This is a genomic window from Pseudomonas sp. GX19020 (assembly GCF_023371075.1).
Classification (GTDB): Bacteria; Pseudomonadota; Alphaproteobacteria; order Rhodobacterales; family Rhodobacteraceae; genus Pseudogemmobacter.
In genome coordinates, this window is the sequence record NZ_JAMCCR010000023.1 from 15,715 (window position 1) to 40,731 (window position 25,017).

20 protein-coding genes and 1 pseudogene are annotated in these 25,017 nt (G+C 63.2%); 12 read left to right on the forward strand and 9 right to left on the reverse strand.

All coding sequences use genetic code 11. The features are described 5' to 3' along the window. Positions 1 to 6 precede the first annotated feature (6 nt). Positions 7 to 333, forward strand: coding sequence for a thiosulfate oxidation carrier complex protein SoxZ (locus M3484_RS22055; RefSeq protein ID WP_092898880.1), 327 nt, complete (start codon positions 7 to 9; stop codon positions 331 to 333). 84 nt (positions 334 to 417) lie between these two features. Here the strand turns inward: M3484_RS22055 and M3484_RS22060 are convergent, their stop codons facing one another. Then, positions 418 to 789 (reverse strand): HIT domain-containing protein, encoded by a 372-nt coding sequence (locus tag M3484_RS22060; RefSeq protein ID WP_249499269.1) that lies wholly within the window; start codon positions 787 to 789, stop codon positions 418 to 420. 33 nt (positions 790 to 822) lie between these two features. After that, complete coding sequence (locus M3484_RS22065) at positions 823 to 2,400, reverse strand: DUF5928 domain-containing protein (RefSeq protein WP_092898884.1); 1,578 nt, start codon at positions 2,398 to 2,400, stop codon at positions 823 to 825. A gap of 225 nt (positions 2,401 to 2,625) precedes the next feature. On the opposite strand from M3484_RS22065, the gene M3484_RS22070 reads away from it, so the two are divergent. After that, complete coding sequence (locus M3484_RS22070; RefSeq protein WP_092898886.1) at positions 2,626 to 3,444, forward strand: sulfotransferase family protein; 819 nt, start codon at positions 2,626 to 2,628, stop codon at positions 3,442 to 3,444. Between the two features lie 278 nt (positions 3,445 to 3,722). Here M3484_RS22070 and M3484_RS22075 read toward each other — a convergent pair whose 3' ends face one another. Further along, on the reverse strand, positions 3,723 to 4,958 hold the full coding sequence (locus tag M3484_RS22075) for a urate hydroxylase PuuD (RefSeq protein WP_283258546.1): 1,236 nt from the start codon (positions 4,956 to 4,958) through the stop codon (positions 3,723 to 3,725). A 136-nt stretch (positions 4,959 to 5,094) separates the two neighbouring features. Between M3484_RS22075 and M3484_RS22080 the strand changes: the two genes are divergently transcribed. Further along, positions 5,095 to 6,030, forward strand: a complete 936-nt coding sequence (locus M3484_RS22080; protein ID WP_249499270.1) for a LysR family transcriptional regulator — start codon at positions 5,095 to 5,097, stop codon at positions 6,028 to 6,030. 71 nt (positions 6,031 to 6,101) lie between these two features. Here the strand turns inward: M3484_RS22080 and M3484_RS22085 are convergent, their stop codons facing one another. After that, entirely contained in the window at positions 6,102 to 7,616 is a 1,515-nt protein-coding gene (locus M3484_RS22085) for a DUF2125 domain-containing protein (RefSeq protein ID WP_249499271.1), read from the reverse strand. 159 nt (positions 7,617 to 7,775) lie between these two features. Then, positions 7,776 to 8,132, reverse strand: coding sequence for a hydroxyisourate hydrolase (gene uraH / locus M3484_RS22090; RefSeq protein WP_249499272.1), 357 nt, complete (start codon positions 8,130 to 8,132; stop codon positions 7,776 to 7,778). A gap of 172 nt (positions 8,133 to 8,304) precedes the next feature. Between uraH and puuE the strand changes: the two are divergent. The 4 genes and pseudogenes from puuE to M3484_RS22110 all read left to right on the forward strand — a co-directional run. After that, positions 8,305 to 9,204 (forward strand): annotated as a pseudogene (gene puuE / locus M3484_RS22095) (allantoinase PuuE); the annotation flags it as partial. A gap of 27 nt (positions 9,205 to 9,231) precedes the next feature. Then, positions 9,232 to 9,720: a 2-oxo-4-hydroxy-4-carboxy-5-ureidoimidazoline decarboxylase gene (gene uraD, locus M3484_RS22100; RefSeq protein WP_249499308.1), complete on the forward strand. Its 489-nt coding sequence runs from the start codon at positions 9,232 to 9,234 to the stop codon at positions 9,718 to 9,720. After that, positions 9,717 to 10,571: a bifunctional allantoicase/(S)-ureidoglycine aminohydrolase gene (locus M3484_RS22105; protein ID WP_249499273.1), complete on the forward strand. Its 855-nt coding sequence runs from the start codon at positions 9,717 to 9,719 to the stop codon at positions 10,569 to 10,571. The genes uraD and M3484_RS22105 overlap by 4 nt, the downstream gene beginning before the upstream one ends. A gap of 89 nt (positions 10,572 to 10,660) precedes the next feature. Further along, a complete protein-coding gene (locus M3484_RS22110; RefSeq protein WP_249499274.1) occupies positions 10,661 to 11,173 on the forward strand; it encodes an ureidoglycolate lyase in 513 nt (170 codons plus the stop codon). Between the two features lie 13 nt (positions 11,174 to 11,186). Here the strand turns inward: M3484_RS22110 and hisG are convergent, their stop codons facing one another. The 3 genes from hisG to hisS are packed head-to-tail and all read right to left on the reverse strand — an operon-like array spanning position 11,187 to position 14,481. Then, the gene (gene hisG, locus M3484_RS22115; protein WP_249499275.1) at positions 11,187 to 11,891 is read right to left on the reverse strand and encodes an ATP phosphoribosyltransferase; all 705 of its coding nucleotides are present in this window, start codon (positions 11,889 to 11,891) and stop codon (positions 11,187 to 11,189) included. Then, positions 11,891 to 13,000 (reverse strand): ATP phosphoribosyltransferase regulatory subunit, encoded by a 1,110-nt coding sequence (locus tag M3484_RS22120; RefSeq protein WP_249499276.1) that lies wholly within the window; start codon positions 12,998 to 13,000, stop codon positions 11,891 to 11,893. The genes hisG and M3484_RS22120 overlap by 1 nt, the downstream gene beginning before the upstream one ends. Further along, entirely contained in the window at positions 12,997 to 14,481 is a 1,485-nt protein-coding gene (hisS, locus tag M3484_RS22125) for a histidine--tRNA ligase (RefSeq protein WP_249499277.1), read from the reverse strand. Before hisS ends, M3484_RS22120 begins: the two co-directional genes overlap by 4 nt. Before the next feature lie 104 nt (positions 14,482 to 14,585). On the opposite strand from hisS, the gene M3484_RS22130 reads away from it, so the two are divergent. Further along, positions 14,586 to 14,801, forward strand: a complete 216-nt coding sequence (locus tag M3484_RS22130; RefSeq protein ID WP_249499278.1) for a SlyX family protein — start codon at positions 14,586 to 14,588, stop codon at positions 14,799 to 14,801. A gap of 99 nt (positions 14,802 to 14,900) precedes the next feature. On the opposite strand, the gene dnaE is transcribed toward M3484_RS22130, so the two are convergent. Next, entirely contained in the window at positions 14,901 to 18,389 is a 3,489-nt protein-coding gene (gene dnaE, locus M3484_RS22135) for a DNA polymerase III subunit alpha (protein WP_249499279.1), read from the reverse strand. Positions 18,390 to 18,645: 256 nt separating this feature from the next. Between dnaE and xdhA the strand changes: the two genes are divergently transcribed. From xdhA to M3484_RS22155, 4 genes are read left to right on the forward strand one after another with little or no spacing between them, the layout of a single operon-like run. Then, the gene (xdhA, locus tag M3484_RS22140; protein WP_249499280.1) at positions 18,646 to 20,052 is read left to right on the forward strand and encodes a xanthine dehydrogenase small subunit; all 1,407 of its coding nucleotides are present in this window, start codon (positions 18,646 to 18,648) and stop codon (positions 20,050 to 20,052) included. After that, positions 20,049 to 22,427: a xanthine dehydrogenase molybdopterin binding subunit gene (gene xdhB, locus M3484_RS22145; RefSeq protein WP_249499281.1), complete on the forward strand. Its 2,379-nt coding sequence runs from the start codon at positions 20,049 to 20,051 to the stop codon at positions 22,425 to 22,427. Before xdhA ends, xdhB begins: the two co-directional genes overlap by 4 nt. After that, on the forward strand, positions 22,420 to 23,409 hold the full coding sequence (xdhC, locus tag M3484_RS22150) for a xanthine dehydrogenase accessory protein XdhC (RefSeq protein ID WP_249499282.1): 990 nt from the start codon (positions 22,420 to 22,422) through the stop codon (positions 23,407 to 23,409). Before xdhB ends, xdhC begins: the two co-directional genes overlap by 8 nt. After that, on the forward strand, positions 23,390 to 24,922 hold the full coding sequence (locus M3484_RS22155) for an ABC transporter ATP-binding protein (protein ID WP_249499283.1): 1,533 nt from the start codon (positions 23,390 to 23,392) through the stop codon (positions 24,920 to 24,922). The genes xdhC and M3484_RS22155 overlap by 20 nt, the downstream gene beginning before the upstream one ends. Positions 24,923 to 25,017 lie beyond the last annotated feature (95 nt).

Sequence of the window (25,017 nt, forward strand, 5' to 3'; positions counted from 1 at the left end):
AAAAGGATGGCAAATCCCCCCCGGATCTGGCTGAGCAATGAGACGCCTGCAAAAGACGAGATCGTCCGCGTCCGTGCCCAGGTCGTGCATATCATGGAAAGCGGCCTGCGCCTTGATGCGGCAGGCGCCCCGATCCCTCGCGACACGCTGATGCGGTTCGAGGCCTGGCTCGGAGAAGCCCTGGTGCTTGACTGGCTGCCGGAAACGGCAATCTCGCAAAACCCCTATATCGAGTTCACCTTCAAAGCGCGCGAAAGCGCTGTTCTGAAAATGACCTGGACCGATCAGAATGGCATCCTGGCAGAGGTCGAACGCCAGATCACAACATCCTGACGCCGCGCCCTGCGACAGACCGGTTTCTGCACAGAAACCGGTCCCGGAATTTTACTTAAAATTCCGCTCGCGCGGGTGACGCGGTTACGCTTTTTCAACAAGCCGGCCGAGGACGCGACCGCCAAGGATATGCAGGTGGTAATGCGGCACTTCCTGCATCCCAGAGCTGCCGGCATTGGTGATCGCGCGGTAGCCTTCCGGCCCGGAAAGCCCCAGATCGGCGATCACTTTCGCGACTGTGCGGTGAAAATCGATGATCTCGGCCTCTGACGCCTCAGCCGCGAAATGGTCGAAATTGACATAGGCGCCTTTCGGGATCGCCAGCACATGCACCGGCGCATGCGGCGCGATGTCATGGAAGACCAGCGTATGCGCGCTTTCGGCCACGGTCTTGTTCGGGATCTCACCGCGCAGGATGCGGGCGAAGATGTTCTGCGGATCGTAATTCCAGCTCATGGGCAGGCTCCGGTTTGGGAAAATTGCGGATCTTCAGTCCACAAAGAGATAGGATGTGCCAGCGATCTCTTCGGCCTCGCTCAGCGGGATGCCGAAGAAATCCTGCAGGGCCCGGGCGTTCTCTGCCGCCGTGCCGCGCTGACGGATGCGGTGGAAGTCGGGGAAGTCACTCTCGCGGAGACGGTCGCTCTCGAATTTCACATCATAGCGGATGGTCGGCAGCAGGCGTTCCAGCGTCCCGCGCGGCGAGCCGGTTCCCGCCAGGCCCACCCGTTTCGCATGTCCGATCAGATAGTCATCGGTGAAATCGCAGTCGATCTCGAGAAGCTTCACCCGCGCCGTGTCATTGTAGAAATCCTGCATCAGTTCAACCGAGGCCGGATCGATGCAGAAGACCAGCCGGTCGGTCTGCCAGTAGTCATAGAGCATCCGGACGAGCGCACGCCGGTGCCGCGTGCGTTTCTCCAGCGTCGACTGGATGCCCCCCAGATCAGGCAGGGGCGTGCCGTCTTCGTTGAAGAGGTAGTCCACCGCCCGGAGGCTGCTGACATTCCGCGCGCGTTCAACCAGGCGTTTCGCCACATGCCATTTCTTGCAGGTGACCATCATCAGCGTGCGTTCACGCCCGAGGCTGGACTCGGCTTCCCAGAACCGCTGGGCATAGCGCCGCCCCACTCTGCCGCGCGCGCTCAGAAAGCGAAAAAGACTGCGCCCCTCATCCGAAATCTGAAAGGTTTTGCCTTTTTGCGCATAAAGATCGCCAAGCCGCGCCCTCAGATCGGTGGCTTCCGGGCTGACCTTGCGCGCGAAGAGATAATCCTGGCTTAAGAGCAGGTCATAATGGTCGTTATAGAAGACCACCGGCATCCCGTAATCGGTGAACAGAAGGAAGGTCAGTGTCCGGGTGCGGATCTCGTTTTCCGGCACGATATGATGCACGAGGGTCTGGAAGAAGGTCTCATCCGGGATCCAGGTCGTGCGGAAAAACCGCATCACATCCCGGCGCCTGCGAATGAATTCCAGCAAGGCCTCGACGGTGCGGCGGCGCAGGCACCACCATTGGCTGCCGATCTGCATTACCAGATCAGCGGGGATCTTGCGTTCCAGCCCAAGCCGCTTTTGCCAGGCCAGCGACCGGTAGAACCAGGTCTTGCTGCTGCGTTCATTGAACCAGTGGCGATAGATCAGCCGCTCTTCCCTGATGCCGGTCTTGATCCAGTCCGAGCGGAAAAAATCGAAGCTCTCGATATAATCCACATCCTCGCGGCCGAGGACATCATGGGCATATTCCGCCGTCTTGACCGGCATGCAATCGCCCGAGAGCATGTAGAAATGCGTGGCTCTGGGGAATGCCTCAACCGCCGCACGCAAGGCAAGCAGCGTGGCCTCAACAAGGCTCCATTCGCCCCAGCCGCAACGGATGCGCCGTTTCGCGAAAACCACCAGCGGATTGCCGGCAAGCGCCGTGCGCAGCTGATTGAAATCGGCCTGAGGCGATCGCGCGTCGAAATGAATGGCGATGCAATCTCCCGCGGCCGTCAGCCGCTCTGCCTGGGCGATGATCCCGGCAGGATCCTTGTGACATAACAGGATATAGGCAATCGTCGCCATGGGTCTCGTCTTACTGTGCCGCCGGCTTTGCGGGCCGGCGCTACGCTCTTACCAGACTATCTGATAAAGGGCTTCATACTTCCTTGAAAAGGTCGGATTTCTTTGCTTTTTCCAGACGACGCTCTTGTGGTACACCCCGGCGCCTGGCACGCATGCCTGCAGGGGGTATATGTGTTGGGGCCGGAACAGGGCATCGCGCTGCCGTTCGGAAAAAGGATGATGTGAATGGGCTTTCCAGGCACCTGGATGACCGAAAGTGAAAGCGTGGTTTACCGCGTGGTGCCGAAATGCGCCTGCTCGACCATTGGTCAGATCATGTTCTATTCCGATCATGGCCGCTTTTTTGACGGCGATATCCATGATGCCACCGCCGATATGCATAAATGGGCGATGGAGGCGAGCCAGCCTAAGATCGAGGCCAATGTGAAGGCGCATAAAAGCTATGCCTTCACCTGTGTCAGAAATCCTTATACCCGGATCCTCTCGTCGTTTTTCGACAAGATCTGCGGCATTCAGCGCAATGGCCGCCGCTACCGGGGCAATCTGGTGCCGCTTCTGATCCAGAAATACGGGATCGAGGTTGGCGGCGAGGACGGCAAGCAGGAGTTCGACCAGATCAGGAGCTTCCGCCGCTTTCTTCTGTTCGCGCGCGACACCATCCGCTGGAAAAAACCGATGGAGCCGGATATTCACTGGTCGGCCATGTCCGGCCATGTCTCGACCTTTATCGTGAATGGCGGGCGCTATGACCGCATCTTCTTCACCGAGAAATTCAACGAAGGCATGCAGGACGTTCTCGACAGGATCGAGGTGGCGCATCCGATTGATCTGAAAACAATCCCGCGCTTCAACGAATCAGAGGGTCACGGGCCCAAGCGCCTGCACCCCGTCGAGGATTATTTCGACGATCTCTCGATGCATCTGATCTGGGAGATCTACAAACGCGACTTCCAGCTCTTCCGCTATGATTTCGAAAATCCCGGCAACAAGATGCCAAAGGGCGAGGTCGATCTCGACGAGGTTCACGCCAGGCTGGGTAACTGAGGCACGGCGGTCCCGGTGAGGGCCGTCCTGTGACCGCAATCCGGAATGTAAGGCGAGGACGGTAGCTGATTTCCGCATCCTGACTCGCCTGAGCCGGTTCGCGGCTGCCATCGCGAAGCTGCGGATGACTGTGATACTCTCCCTCCGAGAGCGCCCGATTGCTCTGTGCTGCCGCCCGCATAAACGCCGCTCAGGCTATCTGGCTCCCGTGCCCGTCCGGTACGATCCGCGATCCTGACCGCCAGCGGGCAAGGCCCATGCCCCCCTGCGCCAAAGGGTCAGACCGGATCGGGCAACCTGGCTGCGGCCCGGTACCAGTCGATGATCCGGTGGCGCTCTGCCTCCTCCATATAGCTCAGATTGCCCGGCGGCATCGCATGGGTGACACCGGATTGCAGATAGATCCGCCGGGCCTCATGCGCGATCTGTGCCTCGCTTTCCAATACGACTGCTTTCGGGGGCCAGAGCATCCCCTCCCAGGCGGGTTCCGCAGCGTGACACATCGAGCAGCGCCCCTGCACGATCGAAACCACATCCCCGAAGCCGGGCGCGCTCGCATAGCGCAGCGCCTCACCTTCCAGCGCGGCCTCTTCAGGCTGCAGCCGCAAGGGTGCGGTCGAGAGCCAGGCGATGATCAGGAACAGAACCACCGTCACGCCCCAGGTCCAGTGCGGATTGCCGCGCCCGGCATGGCGGGTGTTGAACCAGTGACGGATGGTGACGCCCATCAGAAAGACAAGGCTCGCAATGATCCAGTTATATTCGGTCGCGAAGGCCAGCGGATAGTGGTTTGACAGCATCAGGAACAGCACCGGCAGCGTCAGGTAATTGTTATGCGTGCTGCGCTGCTTGGCGATACGGCCATATTTCGGATCGGGCGTGCGGCCCGCCTTCAGATCCGCCACCACGATCTTCTGATTGGGGATGATCACCAGGAAGACATTGGCGGACATGATCGTCGCGGTGAAGGCGCCAAGATGCAAAAGCGCCGCCCGGCCAGAAAAGACCGAGGCATAGAAATACGACATCGCCACCAGAACGCCGAACAAAGCCAGCATGACAAGGCTTTGATTGGATTTCACAAAGACCCGGCAGATCGTGTCATAGGCCAGCCATCCGAAGGCGAGCGATCCGACCGAGATCGCCACTGCCTGCCAGACCTGCAGCTCCATCACCCGGGGGTCGATCAGGAAAAGCTCGGCGCCCATGTAATAGACCAGCACCAGCATCAGAAAGCCCGAAAGCCATGTGGCGTAGCTTTCCCATTTGAACCAGATCAGGTGTTCGGGCAGGCGTTCGGGCGCGACGAGGTATTTCTGGATATTGTAAAAGCCACCACCATGAACCTGCCATTCCTCGCCATAGGCACCGGGCGGCAGGTCGGGGGATTTCCTCAGGCCCAGATCCAGCGCCACGAAGTAAAAGCTCGATCCGATCCAGGCGATGGCTGTGATCACATGCAGCCAGCGCGCCGCCAGTTGCATCCAGTCCCAGAGTACTGTGAAATCATACATAGCCGCCGCCTCTTCTGCCTGAATCCCAGGCTATACCGAAGCCGGCTTTCCTGTTAACCGGGATAATCTCTCGGCACTTTCAAACAGGGCCGAACAATCAAATGCTGACCGCTTCTGCGCCAATCCGGGTTTCAGGATGAGCTATGTCAACAATCTGAGGATGTTCGTCAGGGTCTATGACCTTGGCTCGATGTCGGCGGCAGCGCGGGATCAGCGCTGTTCGCCCGCCGTCGCCTCGTCCAGGATCTCCGAGCTGGAAAAGCATCTTGGCACCCGGCTTTTCAACCGCACCACGCGCTCGCTGCAACCGACCTCGAACGGGCGGCTGTTTTACGACGGCGCGCTTACGGTGCTTGAAGCGATTGCAGAGGCCGAAGCGGCACTGATGACCGCGACACAGAACCCGCGTGGCACCATTGTCATCTCGGCGCCGCTTGGGGTCGGGCGCCGGCTGATCGCGCCACATGTGCCCGCCTTCAAGGATCTCTGGCCGCAAATCGAGCTGCGGCTGCGGCTTTCGGACCGGCCGGTGGATATCCTGGCTGAGGGGATCGACCTCGCCTTCCATCTTGGCATGCCCGAGGATTCCTCGCTGAAAATGCGGCTGATCTCAGGGGCGCCGCGGGTGCTTTGTGCCGCGCCGGACTATATCGCGCGGCGCGGGATGCCGGCGGATGGCGCGGCGCTGATCAGAGACGGGCATGACTGCCTGATCCTGCGCTATCCGGGCGTGCGCGAATATCGCTGGACGCTGGAAACCCCTGACGGGCCGCAGCAATTCGCCGTCAGCGGCCCGTTCGAAAGTGATGACGGCGACGTGCTGACCGGCTGGGCGCTGGACGGGCGGGGCATTGTGCTCAAACCGCTGTTTGAGGTGGCGGCCCATCTGCGCGAGGGCCGGCTGGTGCCGGTAGCGGTGGCCACGCCGCCGCTCGACACGCAGCTCGCGATCCTGATGCAGCACCGGCGGCTGAAAGACCCCAAGCTGCAGCTCTTTGCCGATTACATCGTGACGCATATCCGCGACGCGATCCGACGCGAGACCGATGGCCCCGCGGCCGCCCTTCTGTAAACCGCATCTCCCCAAATGCAGAACGCGGCCCCGAAGGGCCGCGTTCCGGTTTGTCAGCCTATGGCCGCAGCTTATTGCAGCTGCTGGCCATTTGCGAAAATGCTGAAGCCTTCTTTGAACTCGATTTTCGAGGTCAGGCTGTCGGGCTCCGAGCCCGGGACCATGAACATGCCCATCATCATCCGCGCGCCCATTGCATCCTGTTCCGCGAGAACACCGATGGAGATCAGGCCGTTGATCAGCTGCTCTGCCCCGGTGAGGTTCACATTCACTTCGCCCAGCGGAGCCGGGAAGCCGATGCTGTTGTCGAAGGTCAGCGCGCCGGTTGCGTTAAGGGCGGCACCGGCCAGTTTCAGCGCGGCCTGGGTGATGTTCAGCGATTCCGGCTCCGGGATCACCGGCTCACCGCCGGTTTCATCTGCAACCGCCATCGCGATCCAGTCGACTTTCGCCTTGCCGCTGAGATCAAGCGCCAGATCGATCGGATCACGCTTCAGCGCGGCATTCGGGTCAAAGAGGCCCCAGCTTTCGTCATTCAGCGTCAGCTGACCAAGGATCAGCTTCAGGCCGTAATCGGCAGCGGTTTCCCCCGACATGACCGGCGAAAGCAGGTTCATCTCGACATCGGCGATGGTGATCTTTGCCGGAGCCGGCAGACCATCAGAGGTCACGACGATCTCCATGCCGTCATTGCCTTTCGAGGCAAGGCTGAAGACATCCTTGTTGAACAGCACATCTGCCGTGGCCGGGCCGGCCTTCATATCCATGTCAAACGACATGAACATCGACTTCTCGCTGGATTTACCCGTGGAGGCGCCGTTGGTGGTGTTCAGCTTAAGCTGGAGACCCTGTTGCAGCGCGGTGCCGAAATCAGCCGGCGACTGGATCTCGCCAAGGGTGATGGTGCTCGGCAGGGTGAATTCAGCGACCAGCGCAAGATTGACGGATTCGCTGTTCGAGGTGCTTTTGCTGTCGAATGACGGCTGGTCGGAATTGATCGCATAGATCAGCTTCGCCGTCTCAAGCGCCACCGAGAACACGCGGTTGGCGCCCGGGATATCGCTGTAGCTGCCCTTCAGCCCTTCAAAGGTGAAATTGCCATTATCCTTGCCCGGCTCCGGGGTTTCATCTTCGCCGTAAGCAAAGCCCGGGGTGGTGAAATCATAGGCAATATCGAGCTTTTTCGCCGAATAGTCATAGATGATGCCACCATTATCGCCTTCGCGGGCGATGATGGACAGGCCGTCATGGGTCAGTTTCGCCGTGCCACCCTCTTCAGCGGTGCCGGTCTGGAAACCGATCGCATCGCCGGGCGTGATGGTGACGGTGCCATCGCTGTTTTCGGTCAGGGTCAGCGCCGAAACGGTCAGCGGATCGGGCGCGTCTTCCGGAGCGATGCTCAATCCGTTGAGGGTCAGAGTGCCGCCCGAATTTGCTTCGGTCGCGACATTAATGGTCAGCCCGATCAGGCCGGCGCCGTCCTTCCAGGACTGCCAGACCTGATCAGCGGTCAGCGCCGCATGGGCGCTTCCACTCATCAGAACGACCATTGCGGGAACGGCAAAGCCATGCCTCAGAAACGCCATGTGATCTCTCCGGAACAATGCAATTACGCGAGTGACATGCCAAGGTTAGCGGCAGACTGCAAGTCAGCCTTTCCCGACCGGCGGAATTCTACGTAATTCGTCGGGCTCTGCAAAACTAGCATCCGCAGGCGGTGCAATCCAGGGAAAAAGGCCCGGCGTTCAGCTGCCCCGATAGGTGGAATAGGCAAAGGGGCTCAGGAGCAGCGGCACGTGATAATGCTGGTCCGGATGCCCAATTCCAAAGCGGATCGGGATCTGATCAAGGAACAGCCCCTCGCCCTGCGCCTGGCCGCTCTGGCGCAGATAATCGCCCGCTTCAAAGACCAGCTCATATTCCCCGACCCGCATCGCCTCCCCCGTCAGCAGCGGCGCATCGCAGCGGCCATCCGCATTGGTCACCACCCGGGCAAGCAGCGCGCGCGCATTCCCTTCGATGCGCCACAGGCTGATCGCAAGCCCCGCCGCCGGCTGGCCCCGCGCGGTATCCAGCACATGTGTCGTCAGCCTGCCGCCCATCTGCCGCCCCTCTCCTGATCAGTGCCGCCAGCAAAGCATGACAGCGCTGTGCAGGCGAGTCTCCTGCGACAAGGCCCGCAAGACCAGGAAGGAGTTTCGCGCAAAACAGAAAAGCCTTGTCGCTTGCCACGCGCTATTCTGCCCCGTGACAGCACTGCCGGAGCCCGTATCCATGACCCGCTACCCCCGCGATTTCCGAGGCTATGGCCCCAATCCCCCCGATGCGGCCTGGCCCGGAGGCGCGAAGATCGCCATCTCGCTGGTGCTGAATTACGAAGAGGGCGGCGAGAACAATATCCTGCATGGTGATGCCGGGTCAGAAGCCTTCCTCTCGGACATCGCGGGCGCGCAGCCCTGGCCTGGCCTGCGCCACTGGAATATGGAATCGCTTTACGATTACGGCGCGCGGGCGGGGTTCTGGCGGCTCCACCGCCTGTTCACCCGGCGGGGTATCCCGGTCACGATCTATGGTGTCGCGACCGCATTGGCGCGCAACCCCGAACAGGTGGCCGCGATGCAGGAGGCGGGATGGGAAATCGCCAGCCACGGGCTGAAATGGGTCGAGCATCGCGATATGCCCGAGGCCGACGAGGCCGCAGCGATTGCCGAAGCCTTCCGCCTGCATGAAGAGGTCACCGGGGCGCCGCCTTCGGGCTGGTATACCGGACGCTGCTCGATGAACACGGTGCGGCTTACCGCAGAGACAGGGCGCCTCGCCTGGATTTCCGACACTTATGACGACGATCTGCCCTGGTGGCTGAAGACCGGCGACCATGATCAGCTGGTGATCCCCTATACGCTCGAGGCAAATGACATGCGCTTTGCCACTGCGCCGGGCTATATCACCGGCGAGCAGTTCTTCACCTATCTGAAAGACAGCTTTGATGTGCTTTATGCCGAAGGCGTCGCGGGTCACGCCAAGATGTTTTCCATAGGCCTGCATAACCGGCTGATCGGGCGGCCCGGAAAATTTGCGGGCCTGCAGAAGTTTCTTGATTACGCGCAAAGCCATGAGGGGGTCTGGTTTCCCCGCCGCATCGACATTGCCGATCACTGGCGGCGCATCCATCCGCCGGTTGCGCAGGAACGCCCCTCGCAAATGTCGCGCGCGGCATTTGTCGCCCGGTTCGGCGGCATTTACGAACATTCGCCCTGGATCGCGGATCAGGCATGGGAGCTGGAACTTGGCCCCGCCCATGACAGCGCTGTCGGGCTGGCCTCTGCACTGGCCCGCACCTTCCGCCGTGCCTCTCCCGAGGCCCGGCTTCAGGTGCTGCGCGCCCATCCCGATCTCGCCGGCAAACTGGCCGCCGCAAAACGGCTGACGGCGTCCAGCACATCCGAGCAGGCCTCGGCAGCGCTGGACGCCCTGACCGATGCCGAGCGCGCCACCTTTCAGCGGCTCAACAGCGCTTATACCGCGCGTCACGGCTTTCCGTTCATCATCGCGGTCCGTGACAATACCAGGGCCTCGATCCTCGCCGCGTTCGAGGCCCGCCTCGCCAATGACAGCGAGACCGAATTCAAGACCGCCTGCACCCAGGTGGAACGCATTGCCACCCTTCGCCTGAAAGACCTCCTGCCATGACGACACGCAGCTATTACGCTCCCGAAGGCGGCCTGCCCCCCCAGACCCGGCTGATGACCGGGCGGGCCGTGTTCACCGATGCCTATGCGGTGATCCCGAAGGGCTGTTTCTCCGACATCCTCACCAGTTTTCTGCCGGGATGGGATAAAACCAGGCTCTGGCTGATCGCCCGCCCGATGTCGGGCTTTGCGGAAACCTTCAGCCAATATGTGATGGAGGTCGCGCCCGGCGGTGGTTCCACGACCCCCGAACCCGATGCCGGCGCCGAGGGCTGGCTCTTTTTCACAGGAGGCCTCGCCACGCTGACGCTGAACGGCGAGGGCTATGAGATGGAGGCAGGCTCCTACGCCTATATCCCGCCCGGCGCCTCCTGGACGCTTTTTGCCGAAGGCCGCAGCCCCGCGCGTTTCCACTGGATCCGCAAATTGTGGGAGCCCGCCGCCGGCCTGACGCCCCCCGACCCTGTCGTGATCAATGAGCGCGATATCGCACCGACGCCGATGCCCGACACGGGCGGCGTCTGGGCCACCACCCGTTTCGTCGCGCCCGACGATCTGCGCCATGACGGCCATGTCACCGTCGTCACCTTCCAGCCCGGCGGCGTGATCCCGTTCGAAGAGACCCATGTCATGGAACATGGTCTCTATGTGCTCGAAGGCAAGGCGGTCTATAAACTCAACCAGGACTGGGTCGAGGTCGAGGCCGGCGATTTCATGTGGCTGCGCGCCTATTGCCCCCAGGCCTGCTATGCCGGCGGCCCGGGCCCGTTCCGTTACCTGCTTTACAAAGATGTCAACCGTCACGCCAAACTGCGCGGCCCCGGCGCCTTCGGCAACCCGTCCGGGCGCTGAAACCCGCTCCTTTTCATCTGTCTGAAAATATCCTCGGGGGTCCGGGGGGCCGAGGCCCCCCGGCGCTCACCACAAGTATAAAGGCCGCCATGCAGATCCACCCAGAACCCCTGACACCCGAGGCCTTCGCCCCCTTCGGCGACGTTCTTGCGGCAACCGGCCCCCATCGCCTGATCAATGACGGCCTCTGCCAGCGCCATCATGACCTTGCCCGCCTCGATTTCGGCGAAGACAGCTCTCCGCCCGGCCGCGCCGGTATCTCGGTTTTCAAGGCCGCGCCCCGCGCCCTGCCCTATGAATTCGACCTGATCGAGCGCCACCCGGATGGCTCACAGGCCTTTATCCCGATGTCGGATCAGCCCTTCCTGGTGATCGTCGCCACCGGCCCGGACATGACCCCCCGCGCCTTTCTGACCAATGGTGCGCAAGGCGTGAACCTGCATCGTGGCACCTGGCATGGGGTGCTGACGCCGCTCGGCGCGCCGGGGCTGATTGCGGTCGTGGACCGGATCGGTGAAAGCCGCAATCTCGAGGAATACCGCTATCCGCACCCCTGGCTGGTGGTGGAGGCGGGGCTCCCCCCCGCAGTCCCGGGCGTTTAGACTAGGAGGAAGATCAGAGCCCCGGCATCGGGAGGCCCAGCCTCGCCGCAAGCGCCGCGAGGGTCGCGGTCTGATCAGGCGCCCAATCCGCGTTGCGGGCCAGGAACAGAGTAGCCTGGCTTTGATGGATCAGCCCCTCCGGGAGGATCTTCAGGTGGTTGGCGCGCAGCGTCTCGCCCGACGAGGTGATATCGGCAATCGCCTCGGCGGTAAGGTTCTTCACCGTGCCCTCGGTCGCGCCCTGGCTGTCCACCAGCGCGTAATCGGCAACACCATTGGCGGTCAGGAAGTCGCGCACGAGGCGATGATATTTCGTCGCTATCCTGAGGCGAAACCCGTGTTGCGCCCGGAAGGCGCTTGCGGCGGCATCCAGATCATCCAGCGTATCGACATCGACCCAGGCCTGGGGCACCGCGATCACCAGATCAGCATGGCCAAAGCCAAGCGGCTGCCAGTCGGCCACCTGGGCGTGCCACGCCGCCAGCTTGTCACGCACCAGATCCGATCCGGTCACGCCCAGATGGATGCGGCCCGCTGCCAGCTCGCGCGGGATTTCGCCGGCGGAAAGCATCACCAGTTCCACCCCGTCAATCCCGTCGATCCGGCCGGAATATTCCCGCTCATTGCCGGTTTTCGCCATCGCGAGCCCGCGCGCGCCGAACCAGTCGAAGGTCTTTTCCATCAGCCGGCCCTTGGACGGCACCCCGATCTTGAGCATCAGATCCCCCCCCTCAGTCGCGCCACCAGTTCGGGGCGGATGATGCCGCCCACGGCGGGGATCGAGCCACCCTGGCCCAGATGCGCCGTCAGCGCGTCATAGCGCCCGCCCGACGCCACCGCCGGCAGGGCCGGATCGGCGGCCGCCAGGGTGAAGACAAAGCCGTCATAATATTCCAGCGTGGTGCGCCCGTGGCTTGCCTCGAAAGGCAGGGTTTCGACATTGACGCCGCGCGCCTTCAGCGCTTCGAGCCGCGCCGCAAATCGTTCAATCGCCGGGGTGATCGCGGGCAGCATGGGCGCAATCCCGCGCAGATGGGCGAGCGCCGCCAGCGAGGGCGCCTGAAGCGTCAGCAGATCATAAAGCAGCGCGGCTTCGGTCGCAGCGATGGGCGGCGTGGCCGCATCTTCGATCAGCGCGGCTGCGCGGCCGGCGATATCTTCGGCCGAGCGCAGACCGACAAGCGGGCCTGCGGCCTCGATCAGCGCCTCTGGCGCATCGGATTTCAGCCGCTCGAGCAGCGCGGCCCGGGCCGGAGACGGCGCGGCACGCCCCGCGAAACGGTCAAGCAGCGCACGAAACCGCTTCGGGCGCCAGATATGGCGCAAGAGCGCGGCCTTGCGCCGGTCCGAGGTCGACAGCCCACGCACTGCGGCCATCAGAATCCCGATATCGCCGGTGGCCGGGCGCAGGTTCAGGGGCGCCAACAGGTCGGAGAACAGTGCGAAAACCTCGGCATCGGCCTCGGAGGCGGCACGGTCAAAGACCTCAAAGCCAACCTGGAGATATTCGCGGGCGCGGGCGTCAGGGTCTTCCTGACGGCGGAAGACCTCGCCCATATAGGCATAACGTGCGGGCTCGGCACCGTCCCGCATATGGGCCTCGACCACCGGCACGGTGAAATCGGGGCGCAGCATCATTTCGCCAAGGGTCGGATCGGCGGTCACATAGGCGCGGGCACGGATATCCTCGCCGTAAAGATCCAGAAGCGGGCCGGCAGGCTGCAGGATCTCGGTCTCGACCGCCACGGCACCGGCGGCGAGAAACTGCCCGTAAAGCTCATCGGCAACCGCGCGGATCGCGGCCCTGTCACTGGCGGAAAGCATCATTGCCCCAGCATCTTGCGCACAGAGGCCACCAGATCGCCGCGCGCGGTCTCGACCTGGGCGGGGCGGTCTTTCCATTCCTCAAGCGTGGCGTTTTCCGCGATTTTCGCGCCAAGGATCAGGTCTTTCAGCACCACAACACCGCGCGCCGCCTCGTCCGAACCCTGGATCACCGCAACCGGGCTTTGCCGTTTATCCGCATATTTCAGCTGGTTGCCGAAGTTCTTCGGATTGCCGAGATAGACCTCGGCACGGATGCCGGCATTTCTGAGATCCGCGACCATCGACATGTAATCGGCCATACGGTCACGGTCCATCACGGTCACCACGACCGGGCCGGTCGTATCCGCCGCCACGCGACCTTTCGCATGCAGCGCCGCAAGGAGCCGGTCGACCCCGATCGACACGCCGGTCGCAGGCACCGCCTGGCCGGTGAAGCGTTTCACCAGATCGTCATAGCGCCCGCCGCCCGCGACCGAGCCGAACTGGCGCTTGCGGCCCTTTTCGTCGAGGATTTCAAAGGTCAGTTCCGCCTCGAAAACCGGTCCGGTATAATAGCCAAGGCCGCGCACGACACCTGGGTCCAGCACGATCCGGTCAGGCCCATAGCCCTGGGCATCCAGCAGCGCCGCGATGGTTTCCAGCTCATTGACGCCATCGGCGCCAAGGGTCGAGGCGCCGACCAGTTCGCGCAACCGGGCGACCGTCTCCGCGCCACTGTCACGTTTCGCCGAAACAAAGCCCATCACCACTTCGGCCTGTTCCGAGGACAGGCCCGCGCCTTTGGTGAAATCACCGGACTCGTCCTTGCGGCCCTCGCCCAGCAGCGCGCGCACGCCCGCATCGCCCAGCCGGTCGATCTTGTCGATGGCGCGCAGAACGATGCCACGCTCGGCCTCGAACCTGGTGGCATCCGAGGGATCAAGGACGCCCGCGACCTCCATCACCCCGTTCAGCACTTTTCGGTTGTTCACCTTGACCACGTAATCGCCGCGCGGGATGCCGACCACTTCCAGCGCATCCGAGAGCATGGCGCAGATTTCGGCATCCGCCGCCACCGACCCCGTGCCGACCGTATCGGCGTCGCATTGGTAGAACTGGCGGAAGCGACCCGGACCCGGCTTTTCGTTCCGCCAGACCGGCCCCATCGCATAGCGGCGATAGGGTGAGGGCAGATCGTTGCGATATTGCGCCGCGACCCGCGCCAGTGGCGCCGTCAGGTCATAGCGCAATGCCATCCAGGCCTCATCCTCATCCTGCCAGGCAAAAACACCCTCATTCGGGCGGTCGACATCGGGAAGGAATTTGCCAAGCGCCTCGACGGTTTCCACCGCCGATGTCTCCAGCGCCTCGAACCCATAGCGATGATAGACCCCGGCAATGGCGTCGAGCATGGCTTTGCGTTCGGTGACCTCGGCCCCGAAATAATCGCGAAATCCCTTGGGGGTCTCGGCCCGGGGGCGGCGGATCTTGCCTTCGGACATGGGTCTTGCCTTCGGATAGAGGAGCGTTTGCCGGTGATTGCGGCCCGGCGGCAGTTGCTGCATCCTCTAGCGGATGGGGCAAGAGGCGACAAGCGGCGGATAAGATGACGACAGAGAGAAGCGACCGGGATGCAGCCCTGGAAGAACGGATCGCGCATCTGATCCGGACGATGGATGATCTGTCGGATGTGGTGGCGCGCCAGGATCGCGAGATCACCCAGCTGAACCGCCGGGTGCATATGCTGATGGAGCGCGAGGCCGAACGCGAGCAGATGGCGGGCGAGGCCCCGGCTGCGAACCAGCCGCCGCCGCATTGGTGACGGCTGATTGGCGCAGTGGCTGCTGATGCGTTTCCCGACCCGGTCGGCGTGAAGCCGGAAGGCATGATCCCGGTGCCAGGTGGCGCCGGGAGAACAGTGTCAGACCTCTTCGACCATCACCACGCCCTGCATCGCCTTGATCGCGCCCCGGATCTGCGGGCTGACCGGATAGGGGTCGGGCAAGAGAAGGTCGATCTCGCGCCCCTCTTCATCGGGAACACAAAGCGTGATGCGACCGCGCATCCGGCCCTCGGATTTGCCCAGCAGCATGGCGATCGAGGTGACCGCTTCGGGCCGGTCAATATGGATGCGGATATCGGCTGCCTCGGCTTTTGCCGCCACGCGGTCGATGGGTTCGACGCCATTGGCCAGAAGCTTCACGCCCTCGCCATCCGGGTCGACCTTGACCGTCAGCACCACATTGCTGCCCGGCTCCAGAAACTCGCGGCAGGCTTCCAGCACGTCCGAGAAACAGGTGACCTCATAAAGCCCGGTCGGGTCCGAGAGCGAGACAAAAGCGAATCGATTGCCCTTGGCCGATTTCCGCTCCTGCCGCGCCGAGACCGAGCCCGCGATCTTTGCGATATAAGGGCCTTTGGCCAGTGCCTTCCTGGTGATCTCTGCCAGGGTCTCGACCTTCTGGCGTTTCAGCGCCGGCATGTAATCATCGAGCGGATGGCCCGAGAGATAAAAGCCCACGGCCTGATGTTCATGCCCCAGCCGTTCGACCGGCAGCCAGTCATCGCGGAAGGGGATACGCGGCTCGGGGATATCGGAGCCCGAAGACCCGAAGAGCGAGACCTGAGCGGAGACCGCCGCCTCATGCACCGCCGCCGAATAGACGACCAGCCCGTCCAGTGCCTCGAACATGCGGGCGCGGTTGGGATCAAGCTGGTCAAAGGCCCCGGCGCGGGCCAGCATCTCCATCGGGCGTTTGCCGATCTTTTTCAGATCCACCCGGCGCGCGAAATCGAAGATCGTCGCGAAAGGCCTGTCGCCACGCGCATCGACGATAGACCGCATCGCCTCGACACCGACATTTTTCAGCGCGCCGAGGCCGTAGACCAGTTGCTGATCTTTGACCGAAAACACCGCGAGCGAGCGGTTGACGCAAGGCGGCACGACCTTGACCTCCATCCGGTCCAGCTCGCGTTTATAGACGGCGAGCTTGTCGGTCAGATGGATATCGCAATTCATCACACCGGACATGAATTCGACCGGGTGGTTCGCCTTCATCCAGCCGGTCTGGTAGCTCACGACCGCATAGGCCGCAGCGTGCGATTTGTTGAAGCCGTAATTCGCGAATTTCTCCAGCAGGTCAAAGACCTCGCCGGATTTTTTGGTGTCGATCTGGTGGGTGGCCGTGCAGCCCTCGATAAATTTGGGCCGCTCTTTCGCCATTTCCTCGGCGATCTTTTTCCCCATCGCGCGGCGCAACAGGTCGGCGCCACCAAGTGAATAGCCCGCCATGACCTGGGCGATCTGCATCACCTGCTCCTGGTAGACGATGATGCCCTGCGTCTCTTTCAGGATGTGATCGATGGTCGGATGGATACTTTCCAGCGCGCGCGTGCCGTTTTTCACCTCACAATAGGTCGGGATATTCTCCATCGGGCCGGGGCGATACAGCGCCACCAAGGCGACGATATCCTCGATACAGGTCGGCTTCATGCGCCGGAGCGCATCCATCATGCCTGAGCTTTCCACCTGGAAGACGGCAACCGTGCGCGCGGCGGAATAAAGGTCATAGGTCGCTTTGTCATCAAGCGGGATATGCCCGATATCGTTCTCAGCACCCTTTGGCGGGTCGTAAAGCTGCGTGCCATCCGGGCCGATATGCAAAGGCCGCCCGGCTTCCAGCACCTGACGAATCGCATCCTTGATCACGGTCAGGGTCTTCAGCCCGAGGAAGTCGAACTTCACCAGCCCTGCCGCCTCAACCCATTTCATATTGAACTGGGTGGCGGGCGTGTCCGAGCGCGGATCCTGATAGAGCGGCACCAGCTCATCCAGCGGCCGGTCGCCGATCACCACACCGGCGGCATGGGTGCCGGCAGAGCGGTAAAGCCCCTCGACCTGTTCGGCATATTTCAGCAGCCGCGCGACAACCTCTTCTTTCGCCGCCTCGCGCAGACGCGGCTCATCCGCCAGTGCCTTGGTGATCGAGACCGGCTTGACCCCTTCGACCGGGATCATCTTCGCCAGCCGGTCCACCTGACCATAAGACATCTGCAGCACACGCCCGACATCGCGCACCGCCATCTTTGAAAGCAGCGCGCCGAAGGTGATGATCTGCGCCACTTTGTCATGGCCGTATTTGTCCTGCACATAGCGGATCACCTCCTCGCGGCGATCCATGCAGAAGTCGATGTCGAAGTCGGGCATCGAGACCCGCTCGGGGTTCAGAAACCGCTCGAACAGCAGCGCATAGCGCAAAGGATCAAGGTCGGTGATCAGCAGGACATAGGCGACAAGCGAGCCCGCCCCCGAACCCCGCCCCGGCCCGACCGGAATATCGTGGTCCTTGGCCCATTTGATGAAATCGGACACGATCAGGAAATAGCCGGGGAACCCCATGCGCTCGATGATCGAGAGCTCGAATTTCAGCCGTTCCTCATATTCTTCGCGCGGCGCGGCGAGCGGAATCACGGCGAGGCGTTTCTCCAGGCCGTCCCAGGCCTGGCGCCGCAGTTCCTCTACCTCATCTTCTGCGAAAACCGGCAGGATAGGTTTGCGTTTATAGGCCATGAAGGCACAGCGGCGCGCGATCTCGACGGTGTTTTCCAGCGCCTCCGGCAGATCGGCAAACAGCGCGCACATCTCGGATTCGGATTTCAGATAATGCTGCGGCGTCAGACGTCTGCGCGGCTCCAGCTGGTCGACATAGGCGCCTTCCGCGATGCAGATCAGCGCGTCATGCGCCTCATACATGTCGGATTTCGGGAAATAGACGTCATTCGTCGCAACCAGAGGCAGGTTCAGATCATAGGCCAGCTCGATATGGCCGCGCTCGGACAGGGCTTCGGCCTGCGGCAGTCGCCCGCCCTCGCCCGGATGGCGCTGCAATTCGATGTAAAGCCGATCGGGATAAATCGCCGCCAGCCGTTCGGTCAGGGCCCGGGCCTTCGGCATCTGCCCGCCCTGCAACAACCGCCCCAAAGGCCCGTCCGGCCCGCCGCTCAGACAGATCAGCCCTGCGCTGTGGGCCGCCAGCTGATCCACCGTCACCTGCACCAGCTGCCCCGCCTTGCCCAGATAGAGGCAGGAGTTCAGCTTCATCAGATTCTCATATCCCGCCTCGGTCTGCGCCAGGAGCACAAGCGAGGCCGGCAGGCGCGGCTTTTCTCCCGGCGTCGCCGGATCATATTCCAGCGCCACCTGGCAGCCGACGATGGGCTGGACCCCGGCATCCTTGCAATGACTGGAAAATTCCAGCGCGCAGAACATATTGTTGGAATCGGTGACCGCGATGGCCGGCATCTCGGCGCCCGCCGCCAGTTTCACGAGCTTCTTGACCGGTATCGCGCCTTCCAGCAGCGAATGTTCGGTATGGGTGCGTAGATGGATGAATTTGGGGGCGCGTGACATGGTGCCAGTCTAACCCCGCCCCGCTGCGCAAGGAAGGGTCGAAAGACGGGCGCGGCGGCCTGCGCAGAAAACCGGCAGCCGCTTTCGCATCTCGCGATAAACTCTTTCTATCATCCGATTAATAATTTTTCTTGCCAGCCCATCCGCAGCCCGGCTTGATGAGGGTATAAGCAAAGGGGCGCACCGCCCGGCCCTACGCCGCATCGGGCCGGCAGGCACAGACCCCGCCACAGGGAGTATCGCGGCGGATTGAAGAATGACCGGTATCAGTTTCTGGCTGAACGGACTTGAAACCCACATCCCGGAGGCCGAAAGCCCCACCCGGACGCTGCTCGACTGGCTGCGCGACACAGGCGGGCTGAAAGGCACGAAAGAGGGCTGCAACGAAGGCGATTGCGGCGCCTGCACCGTCATCCTGCGTGACGAGACCGGCGCCCGCGCGGTCAATGCCTGCATCCTCTTCCTGCCGCAGCTCAAAGGCAAAGCCATCCGCACCGTCGAAGGCATCACCGGCCCCAAAGGCGAGATGCACCCGGTCCAAGCGGCGATGATCACCCATCACGGCAGCCAATGCGGCTTTTGCACGCCGGGCTTCATCGCTTCGATGGCCGCGGCCCATCTGAACGGCGACCGGAGCCACGATGACAGCCTCGCCGGCAATCTCTGCCGCTGCACCGGCTACGCGCCGATCCTCCGCGCCGCCCGGGCTGCCGAGACCGCCCCCATCCCCGACTGGCTTGAAAAAGATGCCGGTTTCATCTGTCCGGAAATATCCTCGGGGGGTGAGGCCAAAGGCCGAGGGGGGCAGACAGCCCCCCTGACCCCGACCACCACAGATGCCCTCGCAGCCCTTTATGCCGCGACGCCCGAGGCCACGCTGATCGCCGGTGCCACCGATATCGGTCTCTGGGTCACAAAACAGCTGCGCTCCCTCTCACCGGTCATATTCCTCAACCAGATCAAAGACCTGCAAAGCATCACCGATACCTCCGAAGGCCTGCGCATCGGCGCCATGGTCACCATCGCCCGGCTGCGCGCAGCGGTGAAAACCAGCCATCCCGGCCTTGCTGAGTTCCTGCGCCGCTTCGCCTCGGCCCAGATCCGCAACGCGGCCACAATCGGCGGCAATATCGCCAATGGCTCGCCCATCGGCGACGGCCCGCCCGCGCTGATCGCCGCCGGCGCCAGGCTGCATCTGCGCCAGGGCGACACCCGCCGCAGCCTCGCGCTTGAGGATTTCTTCCTCGATTACCGCAAACAAGACCGCCTGCCCGGCGAATTTGTCGAGGCGATCACCCTGCCCGCCGCCCCGGATCTGAGCTGCTACAAGGTCTCGAAACGCTTCGACCAGGATATTTCCGCGCTTTGCGGCTGCTTCAATATCACGCATAGCGAGGGCCGCATCACCTCTGCCCGCATCGCTTTTGGCGGCATGGCCGCGATCCCGAAACGCGCGCGCGGCGCAGAGGCGGCGCTTATCGGTCAGGACTGGAGCGAGACGACGATCCGCCATGCGATGCGCGCCATGGCGGAAGATTACCAGCCGCTTTCCGATATGCGCGCCTCGGCCGGGTACCGGCTTACTGTCGCGCAAAATCTCTTGCTGCGCTGCTTTCTGGAACGCTCCGGCGTGGAAACCTCCGTGCTGAAGGTGGCGCCATGAGCATCGGAAAACCCCTCCCCCACGATTCCGCGCCTTTGCATGTGGCGGGAACGGCGCGCTATCTGGATGACATTCCCCTGCCCCAGGGCGCGCTGCATCTGGCTTTTGGCCTGGCCGGCATAGCGCGCGGGAGGGTAGACAGCATCGACCTCGCGCCCGTACTGGCCGCGCCCGGTGTCGTGCGGGTGATTACGGCAGATGATCTGATCGCCGCTTTCGGCGCTATGCCCGATTGTTCCCCTTCGACCCATGACGAGCCGCTGCTGAGCCCGGATGCCATTCATTTCCACGGCCAGCCGCTGTTTATCGTGCTGGCGGAAAGCCTTCTCGCGGCGCGGCGGGCAGCGCGGCTGGCCCGGATCGACTACCACGAAGAAACCCCGATCCTGACCATCGAAGAGGCGCTGGAAGCAGACAGCCGCTTTGAACAGGGGCCGGTGATCTGGGCGCGGGGCGATGCGGCGGCCGCGATTGCAGCCGCGCCGCAGCGGATCGCGGGCCGCTTCCCGGTTGGCGGCCAGGAACATTTCTACCTTGAGGGCCAGATCGCAGCGGCGCTGCCGCAGGAAGACGGGATGCATATCCTGTCCTCGACCCAGCATCCAAGCGAGATCCAGCATAAGGTCGCCCATGCCCTGCATCTGCCGATGGCCTCGGTCCGGGTCGAGACGCGCCGGATGGGGGGCGGTTTCGGCGGCAAGGAAAGTCAGGGCAATGCACTGGCAATCGCCTGCGCGGTGGCGGCGCGCCTGACCGGCCAGGCCTGCAAGATGCGCTATGACCGCGATGACGATATGGTCATCACCGGCAAGCGCCACGATCTCGAGATCCGCTACGAGGCGGGGTTCGATGATGAAGGCCGGGTGCTCGGGATAGCGGTCACGCATCTTTTCCGCTGCGGCTGGAGCCAGGATCTGTCTTTGCCGGTGGCGGACCGGGCGATGCTGCATGCGGACAATTGTTATTTCCTGAAGGATATCCGCATCGAGAGTCATCGGCTGAAAACCAATACAGCATCCGCCACCGCCTTCCGGGGCTTTGGCGGGCCGCAGGGGATGATCGGGATCGAGCGGGTGATGGATCATATCGCATTCGCCCTCGGACGCGAGCCGCTGGAGGTGCGGCGGATCAATTTCTACGAGCCGGCCATTGCAGCAGAGGAACCGGGTGGCCAGCCCCCCGGCGCGTCACGGAGTATTCCGGGCAGGAGAAAGGGCGCTGTTCAGACCACGCCCTATCAGATGCCGGTCGAAGATTTTGTCGGGCAGGAGCTGGTGGCGCGACTGGTGCAAAGCTCGGATTACCTGGCGCGAAAGGCAGAGATTGCGGCCTGGAATGCGGGATCACAGGTGCTTAAGCGCGGCATCGCACTGACGCCGGTGAAATTCGGGATTTCCTTCACCCTGACATGGCTGAACCAGGCGGGGGCGCTGGTGCATGTCTACCAGGACGGCTCGGTGCATCTCAATCACGGTGGCACCGAGATGGGTCAGGGGCTGAACCTCAAGGTGGCCCAGGTGGTGGCAGAAGTCTTTGGCCTTGAGGCAGGCGATATCCGCATCACCGCGACCGACACGGCGAAAGTGCCCAATACCTCGGCGACGGCGGCCTCGTCAGGGTCGGATCTGAACGGGATGGCATCGCGCGAGGCGGCTTTGGTGATCCGGGGGCGGCTTGCCGGATTTCTGGCCGAAAAGCATCAGGTGGCGGTGGAGGCAGTGCGGTTCCAGGACGGGATGGTGCGGGTGGCGGGCGAGGCCTATCCCTTTGCCAGGGTCGCGGCCTGGGCCTATCAGGCGCGTATCTCGCTGTCTTCGACCGGCTTCTATGCCACGCCGAAAATCACCTGGGACCGGATCAGGGGTCAGGGCCGGCCGTTTTTGTATTTCGCCTATGGCGCGGCGGTAAGCGAGGTGGTGATCGATTGTCTGACCGGCGAGAACCGCATTTTGCGCACCGACATCCTGCATGACACCGGATCGCCGCTGAACCCCGCGATTGATATCGGCCAGATCGAGGGCGCCTATGTTCAGGGCGCAGGATGGCTTACCACCGAAGAGCTGGTCTGGGACCGCAAGGGCCGGCTGATGACCCATGCGCCCTCGACCTATAAGATCCCGGCCTGCTCCGACCGGCCGCGTATTTTCAATGTGGAACTGTGGAACCGGCCAAATCGCGAAGCGACGGTTGGGCGCTCAAAGGCGGTGGGCGAGCCGCCTTTCATGCTGGGGATCTCGGTCCATGCCGCTTTGTCGGCGGCGGTCGCCGCCTGTGGCGCTGATTGTGGGGATGGACGGGTCTGGCCTGATCTGGTGGCGCCCGCAACGCCGGAGGCGGTGCTGGCAGCGGTGGAAAGGGTCAGGCGCGATGTTTGACGCAGAAGCCCTGCGGGCGACACTTGCGGAACATGGGCCGGTGATCCGGGTGGTGATCGCCGGACATCAGGGGTCGTCCCCGCGCGAGGACGGGGCGGCGATGCTGGTCTGGGAGAACGGCCAGAAGGGCACGATCGGCGGCGGCGCGCTGGAATATCTCGCCGTGACGGGCGCGCGCAAGATGCTGGCGGGGGCCGGAAATGGCGGGCTGACACGCCATGCGCTTGGCCCGGGCCTTGGGCAATGCTGCGGCGGCGTGGTCGATCTGGTCAGCGAACACTGGGATCAGGCGCGGCTTGCCGGGCTGAGCGGCACGGTCGTTGCGCGACCTGTCAGCCCGGAGGCGGGCGCGATGCCGTTCCGGATCCGGCGTGCACTGGCGCGGGCCCGCAATGGCCGGGCCTGGGAAGGCGGCCCGCTTTGCACCGGCGGCTGGCTGGCGGAGCCCCTGAGCGCAGCGGCCAGCCCGCTCTGGATCTGGGGGGCGGGCCATGTCGGACGGGCCCTGGTCGCGGTCCTCGGCCCGCTGCCGGATTTCGCGCTGACCTGGATCGACACGTCGCGCGCCCGCTTTCCTGACACCCTGCCCGAAGGCGTCGACGCGCTCTGGGCGGCGGACCCCGCGCAGCTGGTGCGACATGCGCCTGCGGGCGCCGGGCATCTGATCGTCACCTTCTCACATGCGCTGGATCTGGAGCTTTGCCACCTCCTGCTGGGGCAGGAGACGGCGGGAATCGGGCTGATCGGATCGGCCACGAAATGGGCCCGGTTTCGCAGCAGGCTCCTCGCTCTGGGGCATCCTGGGGGTGAAATATCGCGCATCACCTCGCCGATTGGTGATATGAGCCTTGGCAAACACCCACAGGCCATTGCGATTGGGGTGGCGGTGCAACTATTGAAACGGAAACGGGAATCCGGATTGGCCTCCGGGTCAGCAGCGGTGGAAAGAGCGGGGATCACGGATGACAGCCGGTTCGGATGAGCTTCTGCGGCTGGAGGGTCTGACAAGGGCCTATCCGGGTGTCATCGCCAACAGCGATGTGTCTTTCACCATCCGGGCGGGCGAGATCCACGCGCTTCTGGGCGAAAACGGCGCCGGGAAATCGACGCTGGTCAAGATGATCTACGGCCTGGTGCGGCCCGATCAGGGACGGATGACCCTGCGCGGTCAGCCCTATGCGCCAGCGCGCCCCGCCGAGGCGCGGCGTCTGGGTGTCGCGATGGTGTTTCAGCATTTCAGCCTGTTCGAGGCGCTGAATGTTGCCGAGAATGTCGCCCTAGGGATGGAGGATCCGCCGCCGATGCGCGCCCTTTCCGCGCGGATCCGCGAGGTTTCCGAAGCTTATGGCCTGCCGCTTGATCCGGGCCGCAACGTGGGTGATCTTTCTGCCGGAGAGCGGCAGCGGGTCGAGATCATCCGCTGCCTGCTTCAGGATCCGAAACTGCTGATCATGGATGAACCGACCTCGGTGCTGACGCCGCAGGAGGTGGAGATCCTGTTTCGCACGCTGCGGCAGCTGGCGGCGGCGGGGACCTCGATCCTTTATATCAGCCATAAGCTAGAAGAGATCCGGGCGCTCTGTGATGAGGCAACCATCCTCAGGCGTGGCCGGGTGGTGGCAACCTGTACGCCGCGCGAACGATCGGCACGCGAGATGGCGGAGCTGATGGTCGGCGCATCGCTGGCGGTGCCGGCGCGTCGCAAAGGTCAGAAGGGCGATATCGCGCTGGAGGTGAACGGGCTGTCACTGGCATCGCCTATCCCCTTTGGCACCGCCCTCAAAGACGTGGGCTTCAGCGTGAGAAAGGGCGAGGTTCTGGGGATCGCCGGCGTTGCGGGCAATGGCCAGGACGAGCTTTTGCTGGCGCTGTCGGGGGAAATGCCGGCCCCGGCAGATGCGATCCGGCTGGGCAGCACCGGGATCGGCACGCTCGGCCCGGCCGGGCGGCGTGCGGCGGGGCTGGTGGCCGCGCCCGAGGACCGCTACGGCCATGCGGCGGCACCGGATATGAGCCTGGTCGACAATGCCTGGCTGACCGCATCGGTGCGGATGAACCTCTCGGATCGCGGCTTTATCCGCCGCGCGAGAACGCGCGACTTCACCGAAGAGGTGATCCGCGATTATGATGTGCGGACACCAGGGCCGGATGTGGCGGCGCGGGCGCTTTCGGGGGGGAATTTGCAGAAATTCCTGATGGGGCGCGAGCTGAAACAGGGGGCCGATGTCATCGTCATCAACCAGCCGACCTGGGGGGTGGATGCTGCGGCAGCAAGCGCGATCCGGCAGAAGATCCTCGATTGCGCGGGCCAGGGTGCGGCCGTCGTCGTGATCAGCCAGGATCTCGACGAGCTGATGGAAATCGCCGACAGCTTTGCAGTGCTGAATGAAGGCCGTCTTTCGGTGCCGCGCCCGGTTGAAGGGCTGAGCACCGAAGAGATCGGCCTGATGATGGGCGGGGCCCATGGGATGGAGGAGGCGCATCATGCGACCTGAAGCGCCGGCATCGGCCAGAGGACCGATTTCTGTACAGAAATCGTGCCAATTCCTGTGCAGGAATTGGTCGGCGCGGCAGGCGGGCGGAGGCGTCT

Coding starts and splice junctions, on each gene's coding strand:
- M3484_RS22055 (WP_092898880.1), top strand. CDS start 7: ATGGCAAATCCCCCCCGGATCTGGCTGAGCAATGAGACGCCTGCAAAA.
- M3484_RS22060 (WP_249499269.1), bottom strand. CDS start 789: ATGAGCTGGAATTACGATCCGCAGAACATCTTCGCCCGCATCCTGCGC.
- M3484_RS22065 (WP_092898884.1), bottom strand. CDS start 2,400: ATGGCGACGATTGCCTATATCCTGTTATGTCACAAGGATCCTGCCGGG.
- M3484_RS22070 (WP_092898886.1), top strand. CDS start 2,626: ATGGGCTTTCCAGGCACCTGGATGACCGAAAGTGAAAGCGTGGTTTAC.
- M3484_RS22075 (WP_283258546.1), bottom strand. CDS start 4,958: ATGTATGATTTCACAGTACTCTGGGACTGGATGCAACTGGCGGCGCGC.
- M3484_RS22080 (WP_249499270.1), top strand. CDS start 5,095: ATGAGCTATGTCAACAATCTGAGGATGTTCGTCAGGGTCTATGACCTT.
- M3484_RS22085 (WP_249499271.1), bottom strand. CDS start 7,616: ATGGCGTTTCTGAGGCATGGCTTTGCCGTTCCCGCAATGGTCGTTCTG.
- uraH (WP_249499272.1), bottom strand. CDS start 8,132: ATGGGCGGCAGGCTGACGACACATGTGCTGGATACCGCGCGGGGCCAG.
- uraD (WP_249499308.1), top strand. CDS start 9,232: ATGTCGCGCGCGGCATTTGTCGCCCGGTTCGGCGGCATTTACGAACAT.
- M3484_RS22105 (WP_249499273.1), top strand. CDS start 9,717: ATGACGACACGCAGCTATTACGCTCCCGAAGGCGGCCTGCCCCCCCAG.
- M3484_RS22110 (WP_249499274.1), top strand. CDS start 10,661: ATGCAGATCCACCCAGAACCCCTGACACCCGAGGCCTTCGCCCCCTTC.
- hisG (WP_249499275.1), bottom strand. CDS start 11,891: ATGCTCAAGATCGGGGTGCCGTCCAAGGGCCGGCTGATGGAAAAGACC.
- M3484_RS22120 (WP_249499276.1), bottom strand. CDS start 13,000: ATGATGCTTTCCGCCAGTGACAGGGCCGCGATCCGCGCGGTTGCCGAT.
- hisS (WP_249499277.1), bottom strand. CDS start 14,481: ATGTCCGAAGGCAAGATCCGCCGCCCCCGGGCCGAGACCCCCAAGGGA.
- M3484_RS22130 (WP_249499278.1), top strand. CDS start 14,586: ATGACGACAGAGAGAAGCGACCGGGATGCAGCCCTGGAAGAACGGATC.
- dnaE (WP_249499279.1), bottom strand. CDS start 18,389: ATGTCACGCGCCCCCAAATTCATCCATCTACGCACCCATACCGAACAT.
- xdhA (WP_249499280.1), top strand. CDS start 18,646: ATGACCGGTATCAGTTTCTGGCTGAACGGACTTGAAACCCACATCCCG.
- xdhB (WP_249499281.1), top strand. CDS start 20,049: ATGAGCATCGGAAAACCCCTCCCCCACGATTCCGCGCCTTTGCATGTG.
- xdhC (WP_249499282.1), top strand. CDS start 22,420: ATGTTTGACGCAGAAGCCCTGCGGGCGACACTTGCGGAACATGGGCCG.
- M3484_RS22155 (WP_249499283.1), top strand. CDS start 23,390: ATGACAGCCGGTTCGGATGAGCTTCTGCGGCTGGAGGGTCTGACAAGG.